General features: G+C 69.8%; 7 protein-coding genes. 4 read left to right on the top strand and 3 right to left on the bottom strand.

From position 1 onward, the window contains the following. The first annotated feature begins 57 nt into the window (after nucleotides 1–57). A complete protein-coding gene (locus CCN33_RS18675; protein WP_086694724.1) occupies nucleotides 58–8610 on the top strand; it encodes a LamG-like jellyroll fold domain-containing protein in 8553 nt (2850 codons plus the stop codon). 2 nt (nucleotides 8611–8612) lie between these two features. After that, the gene (locus tag CCN33_RS18680; protein ID WP_167387894.1) at nucleotides 8613–9197 is read left to right on the top strand and encodes a suppressor of fused domain protein; all 585 of its coding nucleotides are present in this window, start codon (nucleotides 8613–8615) and stop codon (nucleotides 9195–9197) included. Between the two features lie 145 nt (nucleotides 9198–9342). On the opposite strand, the gene CCN33_RS18685 is transcribed toward CCN33_RS18680, so the two are convergent. From CCN33_RS18685 to CCN33_RS18695, 3 genes are all read right to left on the bottom strand, one after another. Beyond that, complete coding sequence (locus CCN33_RS18685) at nucleotides 9343–10482, bottom strand: hypothetical protein (RefSeq protein WP_086694720.1); 1140 nt, start codon at nucleotides 10480–10482, stop codon at nucleotides 9343–9345. Between the two features lie 80 nt (nucleotides 10483–10562). Next, nucleotides 10563–12194 carry a phospho-sugar mutase gene (locus CCN33_RS18690; protein WP_086694721.1) on the bottom strand — a complete coding sequence of 544 codons (1632 nt, stop codon included), beginning with the start codon at nucleotides 12192–12194 and terminating at the stop codon, nucleotides 10563–10565. 45 nt (nucleotides 12195–12239) lie between these two features. Next, the gene (locus CCN33_RS18695) at nucleotides 12240–13064 is read right to left on the bottom strand and encodes a purine-nucleoside phosphorylase (RefSeq protein ID WP_086694722.1); all 825 of its coding nucleotides are present in this window, start codon (nucleotides 13062–13064) and stop codon (nucleotides 12240–12242) included. Nucleotides 13065–13295: 231 nt separating this feature from the next. On the opposite strand from CCN33_RS18695, the gene CCN33_RS18700 reads away from it, so the two are divergent. Beyond that, nucleotides 13296–14744 carry an NAD(P)H-quinone dehydrogenase gene (locus CCN33_RS18700; protein ID WP_086694723.1) on the top strand — a complete coding sequence of 483 codons (1449 nt, stop codon included), beginning with the start codon at nucleotides 13296–13298 and terminating at the stop codon, nucleotides 14742–14744. Between the two features lie 179 nt (nucleotides 14745–14923). Continuing rightward, the coding region (locus CCN33_RS18705) for a DeoR/GlpR family DNA-binding transcription regulator (protein ID WP_244173858.1) at nucleotides 14924–15686 on the top strand (763 nt) is incomplete at its 3' end.

Below are 15686 nucleotides of genomic sequence, written 5' to 3' on the forward strand. Positions count from 1 at the left end.
AGCATCGACCCGCGGGTCGACGGTGCCTTCGGCGCCGGCTGGTCGACGGTCGCCGACATGAAGGCCGCCGAGGTCAAGAACCCCGCCGGCACCGTCACCAGCGTGATCATCACCTACCCCGGTGGTGAGCAGGTCGCCTTCGGCCGCAACACCGACGGCACCTTCCAGCCCCCCCTCGGCCGGTACGCGCGTCTCCAGCCGGCCACCGGCGGCTACGCGCTGACCGACAAGGACTTCACCGAGTACGCCTTCACCCAGCCCACCGCCAAGGCGGGCACGACGGCGATATCCAGCATCAAGGACTACGCGGGCCGCACGGAGACGTTCACCTACAACACCTCCAAGCAGCTCACGAAGATCAAGAACGAGAAGTCGGCGCGTTCGCTGGCCCTGACCTGGGTCACGCCGTCCGGCGCCACCACGGCGCACGTCGCCTCGGTGGCGACCGACGCGGCGGTCGCGACGGACTCCTCCACGGTCCAGACCTGGAACTACGGCTACAGCGGCGACCAGCTCACCTCGGTCTGCCCGCCCGGCACCCCCACCAAGTGCACCACCTACGCCTACGCCACCGGCAACCACTACCGCACCACGGTGCTGGACGCCGACCCGTACGCCTACTGGCGGCTCGGTGAGGCGTCCGGTGCCACCGTCGCCGCGGACTCGGTGGACAACAACCAGGGCCGCTACAACGGTCTGTACCACAACGTGACGCTGGGCGGGGCCTCCGTCCTCGCGGGCTCCACGCAGAAGACGGCCGGCTTCAACGGCACGACCTCCTACGTGGAGATGCCGAGCGCGCCGGGCGCCACGCCGTCGTACATGACGGTCTCGCTGTGGTTCAAGACGACCACCGCGGGAGGTGTCCTCTTCTACTACGGCGACAAGCCGCTGAGCGACTCCAACCCGGTCGCCAACACCAAGAAGAACACGCCCGCCGTGTACGTCGGCACCGACGGCAAGCTGCGCGGCTGCCTGGCCATGTCGCCGGGATGCATGTCGACGATCACGTCGGGCGCCTCGGTCACCGACGGGCAGTGGCACAACGCCGTGCTCACCGGCATGGCCACCAGCCAGACGCTGTACCTCGACGGTGTCTCCCAGGGTTCGCTGAGCGGCACCATCAACGACTGGGAGCAGCCCTACCTCTCTCTCGGCGCCGGTGTGAACACCGACGGCTGGCCCTCGATGAACCCGAACGACAAGCTCGGGCACTACACGGGCCAGATGGCCGAGGCCGCCGTCTACTCCGAGCCGCTCGACCCCTCGGTGATCACCGCGCAGTACCAGGCCGCCAAGCGGTCCGCCGGTCTGCTGAACAAGATCACCACGCCCGGCGGAAAGACCGAGGCGTCGGTCGTCTACGGCACCACCGACGACCTGGTCAAGCAGGCCACGGACTCCGAGGGCGGTACCTGGAAGCTCAACCCGCCCACGGTCACCGGCTCCTCGCAGGTCTACCGCTCGGCGGTGATGGGCTCGGTCCCGGCCGGCTACTGGCGGCTGGCCGACACCCTCGGCGCGCAGCAGGCGGCCAACGAGGTGCACACCGGATTCGGCACGTACAACACCGTCACGCAGGGCGTGGCCGGTCCGTTCGGCGCCGGTGACGTGACCGCGGCGTCCTTCGACGGCACGTCGTCGTACGCCGAGATCCCGTACGCCCCCTGGCACCGCTCGGGCGACCGCGCCGTCGAGCTGTGGTTCAAGACCAGTGCCCCCGGTGTGATCCTCTCCGACCAGTCGCAGGCGCCCGCGGGCACCCCGTCCGGCTCGTGGACCCCGCTGCTGTACGTGGGCACCGACGGCAAGCTGCACGGCCACTGGTGGAGCGCCACCGGCTCCGCCGCCTTCGGCTCCACGGCCGCCGTCACCGACAACACCTGGCACCACGCGGTCCTGTCGGCCTCCGGCACCACCCAGACGATGTACCTGGACGGCGCCAAGCAGGCCGACTTCACCGGCGCGGCGGGCGACCAGAGCAACACGCGGTCGTTCGTCGGCGCGGGCTTCGCCAAGACCTGGGAGGCCTCTCCCGGTGACCTGAGCTTCTTCAACGGCTCCGTCGCCGAGGTCGCCAGCTACGGCCACCCGCTGACCGAGGACCAGGTCGAGCAGCACTGGTCGGCGTACAAGGCGTCGTCCGGGGTCGCCCCGGTGCGCACGGTCACGCTGACCGACCCGACCGACAAGACGCTGAAGTACGTCTACGACGCGGAGATGGGCAACCGTCTGCTGGCGGCGATCGACACCGAGGGCAACCGGACGACCTACGGCTACGACACGGGCGGCTTCCTGCACACCGTGACCGACGCCAACGGCAACCGGAGCACCACGGGCTACGACGTGCGCGGCAACACGGTCTCGCAGACCAGTTGCCAGGACACGACGGCGGACAAGTGCGCCACGGAGTACTACACGTACTACCCGGACGCCACGACCGCCTTCCCGACGATGGACCCGCGCAACGACCTGCTGCTCACCGAGCGGGACGGCCGTTCCTCGGGCCCCACGGACAACACCTACCTCACCAGCTACTCCTACGACACCGGCGGCAACCTGCTGTCGGTCACCGGACCCCCGGTCCCCGGCAGTCCCGGCGGCCGTACCGCCACCACCACCTACACCACGGCGTCCACCCCGGCCGCCGAGGGCGGCGGAGCCCTGGCACCGGCCGGCCTGACGGACACGGTCACCACACCGGGCGGCCGGACGACGAAGTACACCTACTTCTCCACCGGCGACCTGGCCTCGGTCACCGACGCCAACGGCGCGAAGATCACGTACACCTACGACAAGCTGGGCCGGCAGATCTCCCGCACGGAGACCTCCGACTCCCAGCCGTCCGGTCTCACCACGACCCAGACGTACGACAAGAACGACCAGGTCCTCACCGAGACCAGCCCCGCCGTCACCAACCGCGTCACCGGCGCGGTGCACCAGGCGAAGACCACCACGGGCTTCGACGACGACGGCAACGTGCTCTCGCAGACGGTGGCCGACGTCCGGGGCGGTGACGCCACCCGGTCGACGTCCATGACGTACGACGCCTACAACCGGCTCGCCTCGCGGACGGACCCCGGCGGCGGCACCACGTCGTTCGAGTACGACGTCTACGGCAACAAGGTGAAGGAGACCGACCCGCTGGGGACGGTCAACACCTACACCTACGACGCCCAGCAGCGGCCGCTCACCACCAACCTGCTCGACTACACCGGCGACCCGAACAACCCGTCGGCGCCCACGACCCTGGTCCAGGAGTCACGGGCGTACGACCCGGCCGGCCGGCTCGCGTCGATCACCGACGCCATGGGCTGGGTGACCGCGTACACCTACACCGACGACGGCCTGTCCGCCTCGGTCACCCGCAAGGACCCGGCGAGCGGCAAGCAGTTCGTCGAGGAGGCCAACACCTACGACCTCGCGGGGAACCTGACCAAGCAGGTGACCAACGACGGCCGGACCACCTCCACCTTCGTGGTGGACGCGGCCGACCGCGTCGCCTCGTCCGTGCTCGACCCGACCGGCGTCAACCGCAGCACCAAGGTGTCCTACGACCCCGACGACAACGTCGTGACGGAGACCGAGACGGACCCGGCCACCGGGGACGTCGACCGGACGGACACCCGCTACGACGCCCTGGGCAATGTCACCGGCTACACGGAGCACGACGGCACCACCGCTCCCGTGGCCCGCTGGAAGCTGTCGGAGCCCAGTGGCCTCACCGCCCAGGACTCCTCCGGCGGCAACAGCAAGGTGACGCTGGGCAGTTCGGTCACCCGGTCCACCGAGAAGGGCGGCTCCGCCGTCCTCAACGGCACCGCCACCGCCTACGGGCAGGCGGACGGCCCGGCGGTCAACACCAGCGGCGACTTCACCGTCTCCGCCTGGGTCAAGCTCGGCTCCACCGCCGCCAACAGCACCTTCCTCGCCCAGGACGGCAAGCTCAACAGCGGCTTCCAGCTCTACTACTCCACCACATACGGCTGGACCTTCAACCGCCACTCCACGGACGCCGTCGGCGCCGCGACCGTCCGGACCAATTCCGGCACCGCCGCGGTCAAGACCGGCACCTGGACCCACCTCACCGGTGTGTACGACCAGGCGTCCGCCTCGCTGAAGCTGTACGTCAACGGCGCCCAGTCGGGCACCACCACGTCCTTCACCTCACCCTGGGAGGCCACCGGCCCGCTCCAGATCGGCCGGCGTCTGTTCAACGGCACCTACGCCGAGAACGCGCAGGGCTCCGTCGCCGACGTACAGGTCTACGGTGACGCGCTGAGCGCGTCCCAGGTGTCCGCCCTGGCGGGCGGCACGCTTCCGGCGGCGGGCAGTTCCGTGCGCTCGGCCACCTGGAAGCTGGACCAGCGGGGTCTGCCGCTGTCCTCGACCGACGAGCTCGGCAACACGACGGACTACGCCTACGACGAGGCCGCTCAGCAGACCACGGTCACCGAGCCGGTCGTCAACGCCGAGAAGGACGGGGGCTCACCCACCGCCCTGCGGCCGATCTCGATGACGGGCTACAACACCTTCGGCGAGACCACCGAGACGTCCGATCCGTCGGGCAACGTCACGACCACGGCCTATGACGCGGAGGGCCAGGAGACCTCCACCAAGCTGCCCGACTACACCGCGCCGGGTGCCTCCACGCCGATCACGGCCACGTCCTGGAACGAGTACAACAAGCTGGGCCAGGTCACGGCGGAGGTCGACCCGCTGGGCAACCGCACGTCGTACACGTACACCCAGCTCGGCGACGTGGCCTCGGTCACCGAGCCGGGCGGCGGCAGGTCGACGATGGTCTACGACGCCAATGGCGACCTGCTCTCGTCGAACAGTCCCGGAGGTGCGCGCCAGGAGTCCACCTGGGACTACCTCGGCAACGAGCTGACCAGCACGGACATCGTCCGCCAGCCCACACAGCGGGCGTACACGGCGATCAACGAGTACAACGCGCCGGGCGGTGAGCTCTCGCGGCGGGTGAGCCCGACCGGGGTCTCGGAGTCGTACAAGTACAACGCCCTCGGCGACGTCACGGAGGTGACCGACGGGGCGGGCAACACCTCGAAGTTCACCTACACCATGGACGGCGACGTCCTCACCGCGACCGACCCGGACAACACCAGCACCAAGAACACCTACGACGGCTTCGGCCAACTGGTCGGCACCAGCGAACTGGACGCGGGCGGCGCGGTGCTGCGCACCAGCAACTCCACCTACGACCGCGCCGGCAACCCGCTGTCGGTGACCGACTACCGGGGCCACACCACCACCTTCACCGTCGACCCCACGGGTCTGGTGACCAAGGCGGTCGAGCCGGTCTCCGCGACCGAGTCGATCACCACGTCCTTCGGCTACGACGTCGCGGGCAACCGCACCCGGTTCACCGACGGCCGGGGCAACCCGTTCATCACCACCTACAACAAGTGGGGGCTGCCGGAGTCCGTCATCGAGCCGTCCACCCCGGACCAGCCCGCCGCTGCCGACCGCACCTACACCACGGTGTACGACGCGGCCGGCCGGGTGTCCGAGCAGCGGTCACCGGGCGGGGTGACCATCACCAACGAGTACGACACGAAGAGCCGGCTGGTGAAGCAGACCGGTTCGGGTGCGGAGGCCGCGACGGCCGACCACACCTACGCCTACGACGCCGACGACCGCGTCACGGCCGTCGCAGGTGCCGGGGAGGACGACGACCACTTCACCTACGACGACCGGGGAGCGCTGCTCACGGCGTCCGGACCGTCGGGCAGTTCGTCGTTCGCCTACAACGGTGACGGCGCGATGACGTCCCGCACGGACGCCTCGGGCACGTCGTCCTACGGGTACGACACCGCCGGCCGCCTGAAGACGGTCGACGACGCGGTCACCGGCTCCCGGGCGACCTACACCTACAACGTCGACAACGCCGTCACGCAGGTCGACTACGGCACCGGCAAGTCCAAGCGCGCGTTCAGTTACGACGCGCTGCAGCGCATCACCGGTGACAAGCTGACCTCGCCCGGCGGCAAGGTCCTGTCCTCCATCACCTACGGGTGGGACGACAACGACAACATCACGTCGAAGACGACCACCGGGGTCGCGGGCGCGTCCACCAACACGTACGCGTACGACTGGTCGGACCGGCTGACGTCCTGGAACAACGGCACCACCACGGAGGTCTACGGCTACGACGCCTCGGGCAACCGCACGAGGGTCGGAGGCGACACGTACACGTACGACGCCCGCAACCGGCTCACCTCGGACGGCCACAGCACGTACGCGTACACCAAGCGCGGCACGCTGAGCTCGATCACGGACGAGTCCGGGACCCGGACCGAGATGAAGGCGGACGCCTTCAACCGCGTGATCAACGAGGGCGACCGGACGTACACCTACGACGGTCTGGACCGCGTCCTGAAGGCCAAGGACGGAGGCGGCGCGGACGTCTTCTCCTTCCAGTACAGCGGCGACGGCAACGACGTGGCCTCCGACGGCTCGGCGACGTACAGCCGCAGTGCCGACGGTTCGCTGCTGGGCATCAGGTCGGGTACGTCGTCGGTGCTCGCGCTGACCGACATCCACGACGACCTGGTCGCGCAGTACACCGACTCCGGGGAGACGCTGAGCGGTTCGGCCAGCTACACGCCGTTCGGCAAGGTCTCCGCCTCGGCGGGGATGCTGGGCAACCTCGGTTACCAGTCCGGCTGGACCGACCCCGAGACCGCCCAGGTCAACATGGCCGCGCGCTGGTACTCGCCGCAGACCGGCCAGTTCAACAGCCGGGACACGGTCAGCAACGATCCGCTGCCGGACTCGGTGAACGCCAACGCCTACGCGTACGCCAACCAGAACCCGATGACGGGCGTCGACCCGACCGGGCACTGGTTCGGCTTCGTGAAGAAGGCGTTCCACAAGGTCGCCAAGAAGGTCAAGAGCAAGGCCAAGTCGGCCTGGAAGAAGACCAAGCACGCGGTCAAGGCCGTCGCCAAGAAGGTCCGCAAGGCGGCCAAGCACATCAAGAAGGCCGTCAAGAAGGTCGTCCACAAGGTCCGCCGGGCGGCACGCAAGGTCGTGCACTACGTCCACGACAGCGTCAAAAAGGTCAAGAGATACGTCAAACGCACCTATAAGGCCGTCAAACGTTATGCCCACAAGGTCGTCCAGCACGTCAAACAGCGGGCCCGGCAGGTCGCCAAGGCGGTCAAGCACGTAGCCGCCAAGGCCGCCGATCTGGGCAAGAAGGCCCTGAAGAAGGTCGGCCGGGGCGTCAAGGCGGCGGCCAAGGCGACGGGCAACTTCGTCAAGCAGCACGCCGCGACGATCGTCTCGGTCGCGGTGGGTGTGGCGGTCTTCGCCGGGTGCACCGCCGCGACCTGGGGTGTCGGAGCGGTCGGCTGCGCGGCCCTCGCGGGCGCGGCGGCCAACGGCGTCGGCTACATGATGAGCGACGGCCCCAAGTCCGTCGGCGGTTTCCTCGGGTCGGTGGCCATCGGTGCCGCGACCGGTGCCCTCGGCGGTGCGGCCGGTGGCGCGGCCTCCGGCGCGGTGGGCCGACTGCTCGCCGGCGCCGGCGGCAAGGTACTCAACGGCGCGGCCATGGGCGCGGCGGGCGGAGCCGCGGAAGGCGCGGTCGGCTACGGCATCTCCTGTGCGTCCAGCGAGGAGGGCTGCAGCGCGAGCGGCGCGGCGAAGGCCACGGCGGTCGGAGCGGTGACAGGCGGCGTCTTCGGCGCCGCGGCCAGCAAGTTCGGCCGCAAGGGCTGCACGCCGCACAGCTTCACCGGCAGCACGGGCGTCCTCATGGCCAACGCCACGGTGAAGCCCATCTCCCAGGTCAAGCCCGGCGACTACGTCCTGACGGCCGAGCCCGGCAAGACGAAGAAGGAGAAGCACAAGGTCAAGTCGGTGGTCGTCACCAAGACCGACCGAGACTTCGTCGATGTCGCCGTCGCCACGAAGTCCGGTGTGAAGACGATCCACACAACGAAGCACCACCAGTTCTACGAGGCGACTCGAAACAGGTGGACCCAGGCCGGCGAACTCCAAGCGGGCTACGAGCTCCAGGACGGCGACGGAAGCCACTCCAAGATCACCAGGGTGGCGTCGTATACGTCCCAGGGTGTCACCTACGATCTGAGCATCGAGGGCCTGCACACGTATCACGTGGCGGCCGGTGAAATTCAGGTCCTCGTACACAACGACAGTGCAGCGGCTTGTCCGACCGGTGGTGCGCGATTTGAGGTTGACTCCGAAGGGACAGTGACCGACAGCCAAGGCCCTGCCATGCCGGTGAGGAAGTACAACAGGAAGCGTGACTACGGCGGGGCTCAGACTCGCGGTCCCGCTGGGCGAGCCGCCAGGAAGGCCGGTGCAGGCACCCGTTGCCTGGATTGCGGAGAGGTACAGGTGGAGGGAACTTCGACCCAGCCCGTACCTGAGCACGACCCGCCACTCGGCGAACACTACTATTTCCATGACGGGTGGAAGATGACGGACGCTGAGCGGCGTGAATACGCGAAAGCGGGTATCAATGGCACGCGATGCCGGGCCTGCCAGAGCAGTCAAGGGGGCAGGCTGTCGGGGGCGCTGACGAAACTCGCGAACGCGTTCGGAATGAGGAAATGACCATGGAGCCATCGATTGGCAGCCGTCAGAGTGTGCTCGACCGACATCTGCGCAAATTCTGGGCAGGCACTCCGCATGTGGACAGTCGGTGGAATGCCGGCCCCATCGACGAGGTGCTACCGGAGTTTCGTGTACGGTGCATTGAGCCGACGGATCCGTCGGAGCCCTGGGTCTACGTATCGATGGGTGCGTCGATCGTGGGAGAAGGCGCCCACGAGTTCGCTCTGCTCTCTCCGTACGCGTTTCAGCGGCACCTGGAAACGGTGACCATGGTCGCGCACTGGCAAGCAGTCGGGCGGAATGCGGATGCGGGTTCCGTGCTCGCTCTCGGTTGGCCCTGGATGGAGGGAAGCGAGGCGGACCACCTGCTTATCGCTCCACTCTATGCTTACCCGTCGGGATACGACAGTTTCCTCGACGGGAAGCAGGAGGTCGCCATCCTGTGGCTGATCCCGATCTACGCCAATGAGGCCGCTTACGTCCGTAGGCGAGGTTTCGAGGCTCTGGAAGATAAATTCGAGAGGGCCGACGTCAACCTGTTGGATCCGCGTCGGGGCTCGGTTCTGGGGACCTCAGTTATTTCCTGATACCCGGTTTGAGCAAAGAGCCGAATAAATACACTCGCAGAAGCCCCGCCGAAATACTTCGGCGGGGCTTCTGCCCGTTTTTCGCCTTCCCGGACCGTGAACCGTGTTCCGTGTGGCGGCCGGAGGAGTCCGGTCGATCCGGCTTTCAGACCTTGTAATAAAGGTCGAACTGCCTGTTGCTGCCCGAGTTGTTCGTGATGCCGAAGCACAGGCGGGGGGCGCCCGCGCCCGTGTAGATCGCCATGCCCTCCGGTTCGCGGGGGTCCGCCGCCGCGTCCGCCTCCGAGTGGGTGCTGGCGATGTAGCCCGTCGTGGGGTTGTTCGCCGTGCCGTTGAGGTCGAAGGACGTCGTGTGGATGGCCCACTTGTCGACGCCGGTCAGGGTGCTGGACGGGGTCGTGGTGCGGGGATCGCCGTCGAGCATGTAGACGTACTGGCCGTACGACGTGAAGCCCTGGAAGGTGGCCGGGGTGGTGGGGTCCGGGGTGCCGTCGGCCTTGTACTTGTACAGCGGGGGCTGCTGGATGCGGGCCAGGGGGGCCGGGAGGGTGCCGGTGCCGGCCGTGGCCGCCGCCGCGGCCAGGTCGTACGCCGCGAACCAGTGGTCGGAGCCCAGCGCGTAGCGGATCAGCAGGATGTTGTGGTCCACGTCCACCGACGGCGTCATGGAGGTCGCCGCCGGGTCCGGTGAGCCGAAGCGCTGCACCGACGGGTGGCTGGTCCACAGCACCGTCTTGGTGACGAAGGGGAAGCGGACGAACTCCTGCCCGTACCCGCTCCGCCCGGACCCCGCCTCGGTCCACACGTACGCCGGGTTGCCCCCGCTCGCGGGCTGCACGCCGAGGGAGACCCCGTGGCCGAAGCCCAGCAGGTACATGTAGCCGTTGACCGCGCCGGTGGCGATGTCGTGCCGGGTCAGGCAGAGGTCGCCCGACTCCGCGTGGTCGTCCCCGCCGATGGACGCCGTCACCGCCACCTGGCTGCCCGAGCGGAGGTAGGCCACCTGGCTCGCGCCGGCCACCTGGAGCGTGTAGAGGTGCCCGGCCGCCGAGTCGAAGGCGATGCCCTGGACCGTGGTCGAGCTGTCCTGGTTGGCGACACCGGCCAGCCAGCGGGTGGAACCGGCGGCGACGTCGATCAGCGCGGTCCCGCCCGGCACGTTCGCCGGGTTGTCCAGGGGCGCGGCCACCGCCGCCTGGGCGGGTAGTCCCAGCCCGGCGGCGGCACCGGCGGCGAGGCCGGTACCGCCCCGTATCAGGCTGCGACGCGTCATGTTCATGGTCATGACCTGGACACTAGTGGTCGGGCCCGGCCCGGCCACCAGCCTCTTGTGCAGATCTTGACCTCGGGGGACGCTGTCCCGCGTCAGATCCCCGCCGCCTCCGACAGGTCCCGCTTGATCGCCGTCAGCAGTTCGGTCGCCCGCGCACGGGCCGCCGGGAGGGCGGAGCGGTCCGCGACCGGCACCACGACCTCCAGGTAGCACTTCAGCTTGGGCTCGGTGCCGCTCGGGCGGACGATGACGCGGGCGCCGTCCAGGGCGTAGCGCAGGCCGTCCGTGGGCGGTAGGGAGGCGGTGCCGCGGGTGAGGTCCTCCGCCGAGGTGACCGTGAGACCCGCCAGGGCGGTGGGCGGCTGCTCACGCAGGCGGCGCATCGCGTCGGCGATGACCGACAGGTCCTCCACCCGTACCGAGAGCTGGTCCGTGGCGTGCAGACCGTGCTCCAGGGCGAGGTCGTCCAGGAGGTCGAGCAGGGTCCGCCCGGACTCCTTCAGCTCCGACGCCAGCTCGGTGATGAGCAGGGCCGCCGTGATGCCGTCCTTGTCCCGCACGCCCTCGGGGTCCACGCAGTAGCCGAGCGCCTCCTCGTACCCGTACCGCAGGCCCTCCACGCGGGCGATCCACTTGAAGCCCGTCAGGGTCTCCTCGTAGCCGAGCCCGGCCTTCCCGGCGATCCGGCCGAGCAGGGAGGAGGAGACGATGGACTCCGCGAAGGTGCCCGTGACGCCCCGGCCCACCAGGTGCGCGGCGAGCAGCGCGCCCACCTCGTCACCGCGCAGCATCCGCCAGTCGCCGCCGTCGCGCACGGCCACCGCGCAGCGGTCCGCGTCCGGGTCGTTGGCGATCACGAGGTCCGGCTCGGTGACGGTCGCCCGCTCGAAGGCGAGGTCCATCGCGCCGGGCTCCTCCGGGTTGGGGAAGGCCACGGTCGGGAAGTCCGGGTCGGGCTCGGCCTGTTCGGCCACCAGCACCGGCTCCGGGAACCCGGCCCGCGCGAACGCCGCGAGCAGCACGTCCTTGCCGACCCCGTGCATCGCTGTGTAGACGGTGCGGGCGCCACGGGCCGACCCCTCGGCCAGCACCGCGTCCGTACGCGCCAGATACGCGTCCAGTACCTCGTCGCCCAGCACCTCCCAGCCCGCCTCGGGCCGGGGCACGTCGGCGAGCGCGCGCACCGCGGCGATCTCGGCGGCGATCTCCGCGTCGGCGGGCGGCACGATCTGGGAGCCGTCGCCGAGGTACACCTTGTAGCCGTTGTCGCGCGGCGGGTTGTGGCTGGCCGTGACCTCCACGCCCGCGACCGCGCCCAGGTGCCGTATGGCGAAGGCGAGGACCGGGGTGGGCAGCGGGCGCGGCAGCACGGCGGCGCGCAGGCCGGCGCCGGTGATCACGGCGGCGGTGTCCCGCGCGAAGTCGGCCGACTTGTGCCGGGCGTCGTAGCCGACGACCACCAGGCCGCCGGTCTCGCCCTTGGCCTTCAGGTACGCGGCGAGACCGGCGGCCGCGCGGATCACGACGGCGCGGTTCATCCGCATCGGGCCCGCGCCCAGCTCGCCGCGCAGCCCGGCGGTGCCGAACTGGAGCGTGCCGCTGAACCGGGCGGTCAGCTCCGCCGTGTCCCCGGCCTCGATGAGCTTCGCCAGCTCCTCGCGGGTCTCCGGGTCGGGGTCCTCGGCCAGCCACGCCTGGGCCCGTGCGATCACTTCGTCCTGCACCTCGGGTGAACCTCTCTCTCGATTCCGTCCGCTGCCGCCGTCGGGCTACAGCCGGTTCAGCACCTGTCCCAGCAGCTGGCCCATGCGCGCCGCCGAGTCGCGGCCCGCCTGGAGGACCTCCTCGTGGTTCAGCGGCTCGCCCGTCATACCGGCGGCGAGGTTGGTGACCAGGGAGATGCCCAGCACCTCGGCACCGGCCTCGCGCGCGGCGATGGCCTCCAGCACCGTGGACATGCCGACCAGGTCCGCGCCGATCACGCGGGCCATGCGGATCTCGGCCGGGGTCTCGTAGTGCGGGCCGGGGAACTGCGCGTACACGCCCTCCTCCAGGGAGGGGTCGATCTCCTTGCACAGGGCGCGCAGGCGGGGCGAGTACAGGTCGGTGAGGTCGACGAAGTTGGCGCCGACGATCGGGGAGGTGGCCGTCAGGTTCAGGTGGTCGCTGATCAGCACCGGCTGGCCGGGGCGCATGCCCTCGCGCAGGCCGCCGCAGCCGTTGGTGAGCACGATGGTCTTGCAGCCGGCGGCGACGGCGGTGCGGACCCCGTGCGCGACGGCGGCGACGCCACGGCCCTCGTAGTAGTGGGTACGGCCCAGGAAGACCAGGGCGCGCTTGTCACCGAAGGTGTACGAGCGGATCTTGCCGCCGTGCCCCTCGACGGCCGGCGGCGGGAAACCGGGCAGCTCGGTGACCTGGAACTCGGCGTCGGGCTCGCCCAGGGCGTCCACGGCCGGCGCCCAGCCGGAGCCCATCACGAGGGCGACGTCGTGGGTCTCGGCGCCGGTGAGTTCGCGCAGGCGCGCGGCGGCGGCGTCGGCGGCGGCGTGCGGGTCGCCCTGGCGGTCGTCCGGAAGGAGAGATGCGTTCACGCGGACGAGGGTAGCCGGTGTTCTCCTACGCGCGTAGATGACAGAGCCCACAGGAATGCGATCGTTGTCATGCCGATTTCGACAAAGGCTGGGCAAAACGGCTGCGCACGCTCGACCGAGGGTGCCGTCAGCGCCTTGTGAGCCCTCCCGGCGCTGTGAAAACTCCGCTCCCACCAGCCCGTATCGGCGCTTGTGCCCCCGGCGCGCCCGCTTCCGGCCGGGTGCGGGACAATGGGGTACGTGACTCGGATCGTGATCATCGGTGGCGGACCCGGCGGATACGAGGCGGCGCTGACGGCCGCCCAGCTCGGCGCGGAGGTGACCGTCGTGGACTGCGACGGTCTGGGCGGAGCGTCGGTGCTGACCGACTGCGTGCCGTCGAAGACCCTCATCGCCACGGCCGAGGTGATGACCACCTTCGACTCCTCCTACGAGGAGCTGGGCATCATCGTCGCCGACGACACCCCGCACATCGAGCAGGCGGCCCGCGTGGTCGGCGTGGACCTCGGCAAGGTCAACCGTCGGGTGAAGCGGCTCGCGCTCGCCCAGTCCCACGACATCACCGCCTCCGTCACCCGCGCCGGTGCCCGCGTCATGCGCGGCCGGGGCCGCCTGGAGGGCATGCAGGCCCTCGACGGCTCCCGCAAGGTCGTCGTCACCGCCGCCGACGGCACCGAGGAGACCCTCACCGCCGACGCCGTGCTCATCGCCACCGGCGGCCACCCGCGCGAGCTGCCCGACGCCCAGCCGGACGGCGAGCGCATCCTGAACTGGACCCAGGTCTACGACCTCACCGAGCTGCCCGAAGAGCTGATCGTGGTCGGCTCCGGCGTCACCGGCGCCGAGTTCGCCGGTGCCTACCAGGCGCTCGGCTCCAAGGTCACCCTGGTCTCCTCGCGCGACCGCGTGCTGCCCGGCGAGGACCCGGACGCCGCCGCCGTGCTGGAGGACGTCTTCCGCCGCCGGGGCATGAACGTGATGGCCCGCTCCCGCGCCCAGTCCGCCAAGCGGGTCGGCGACCGGGTCGAGGTCACCCTCGCCGACGGCCGCGTGATCACCGGTACGCACTGCCTGATGGCGGTCGGCGCGATCCCGAACAGCGCGGGCCTGGGCCTGGAGGAGGCCGGGGTCAAGCTGCGCGACTCCGGGCACATCTGGACCGACAAGGTCTCCCGCACCAGCGCGCCCGGCGTGTACGCGGCCGGTGACGTGACCGGCGTCTTCGCGCTGGCCTCCGTGGCGGCGATGCAGGGCCGGATCGCGGTCTACCACTTCCTCGGCGACGCGGTTGCCCCGCTCGACCTCAAGACGGTCTCCTCCAACGTCTTCACCGACCCCGAGATCGCCACCGTCGGCTACACCCAGGCGGACGTGGACGCGGGCAAGATCGACGCGCGGGTGGTGAAGCTGCCGCTGCTGCGCAACCCCCGCGCGAAGATGCAGGGCATCCGGGACGGCTTCGTCAAGATCTTCTGCCGGCCGGGCACCGGGATCGTGGTCGGCGGCGTGGTCGTCGCGCCGCGCGCCTCGGAACTCATCCACCCCATCTCGATCGCGGTCGACAACAATCTGACGGTCGAGCAGATCGCCAAGGCGTTCACGGTCTACCCGTCGCTGTCCGGCTCGATCGCCGAGGTGGCCCGGCAGTTGCAGACCCGCAAGACGGGCGGCGCGGGCTGAGGGGCGGGGGCCGGGCGGCCCATGCGAGAGGCATAGTCGGCCGGTAGGTCCCTATATCACTTCCGGGGTCCGGTTGCGAACAACTTCTGCTATTCGGCGCAAACTGCTGAAAGCAGACGGTCGTTGGGGTTACTGTCAGTTCCGTGTTCGCTGCAGAACGTCGTCAACTGATCCTCGAAATGGTGCGAGCGAACGGGGCCGTGTCGCTCCGTGAACTCGCCCGCGTCGTCCAGACCTCCGAAGTGACCGTACGGCGGGACGTGCGCGCGCTGGAGGCAGAAGGACTCCTCGACCGCCGGCATGGCGGTGCGGTACTGCCGGGTGGATTCACGCGAGAATCCGGCTTTCCGCAGAAATCCCATCTCGCGACAGCGGAGAAGACGGCCATCGCCGACGTCGCCGCAGGGCTGGTCGAAGAGGGCGAGGCCATCGTGGTCGGCGCCGGTACGACCACCCAGGAGCTGGCCCGCAGACTGGCCCGGGTACCGGGTCTGACCGTGGTCACCAACTCCCTGCTGGTGGCGCAGGCGCTGGCCCATGCCAACCGGGTGGAGGTGGTCATGACCGGCGGCACCCTCCGGGGCTCCAACTACGCCCTGGTCGGCTCCGGCGCCGAGCAGTCCCTCCAGGGTCTGCGCGTCTCCAAGGCGTTCCTCTCCGGGAGCGGCCTGACCGCCGAGCGCGGGCTGTCCACGTCCAACATGCTGTCGGCCTCCGTGGACCGGGCCCTGGTCCAGGCCGCCTCCGAGGTCGTGGTCCTCGCCGACCACACCAAGCTGGGCACGGACACCATGTTCCGTACGGTGCCCACCGAGGCGATCACCCGCCTGGTCACCGACGAGCCACCGGCCCACGACGACCGTGCCGCCACCGAACTCCAGGCCCTGGCCGACCAGGGCGTGCAGATCACGGTGGCCGGAGCGGCCGGCGCCCCGGCCCCGG

It is taken from the genome of Streptomyces recifensis (assembly GCF_002154615.1).
GTDB lineage: Bacteria > Actinomycetota > Actinomycetes > Streptomycetales > Streptomycetaceae > Streptomyces > Streptomyces griseoluteus.

What these genes read in the sequence shown, in the direction of transcription:
- CCN33_RS18675 (WP_086694724.1), top strand. Translation starts at nt 58, where the DNA reads ATGAAGGCCGCCGAGGTCAAGAACCCCGCCGGCACCGTCACCAGCGTG.
- CCN33_RS18680 (WP_167387894.1), top strand. Translation starts at nt 8,613, where the DNA reads ATGGAGCCATCGATTGGCAGCCGTCAGAGTGTGCTCGACCGACATCTG.
- CCN33_RS18685 (WP_086694720.1), bottom strand. Translation starts at nt 10,482, where the DNA reads ATGACCATGAACATGACGCGTCGCAGCCTGATACGGGGCGGTACCGGC.
- CCN33_RS18700 (WP_086694723.1), top strand. Translation starts at nt 13,296, where the DNA reads ATGGGGTACGTGACTCGGATCGTGATCATCGGTGGCGGACCCGGCGGA.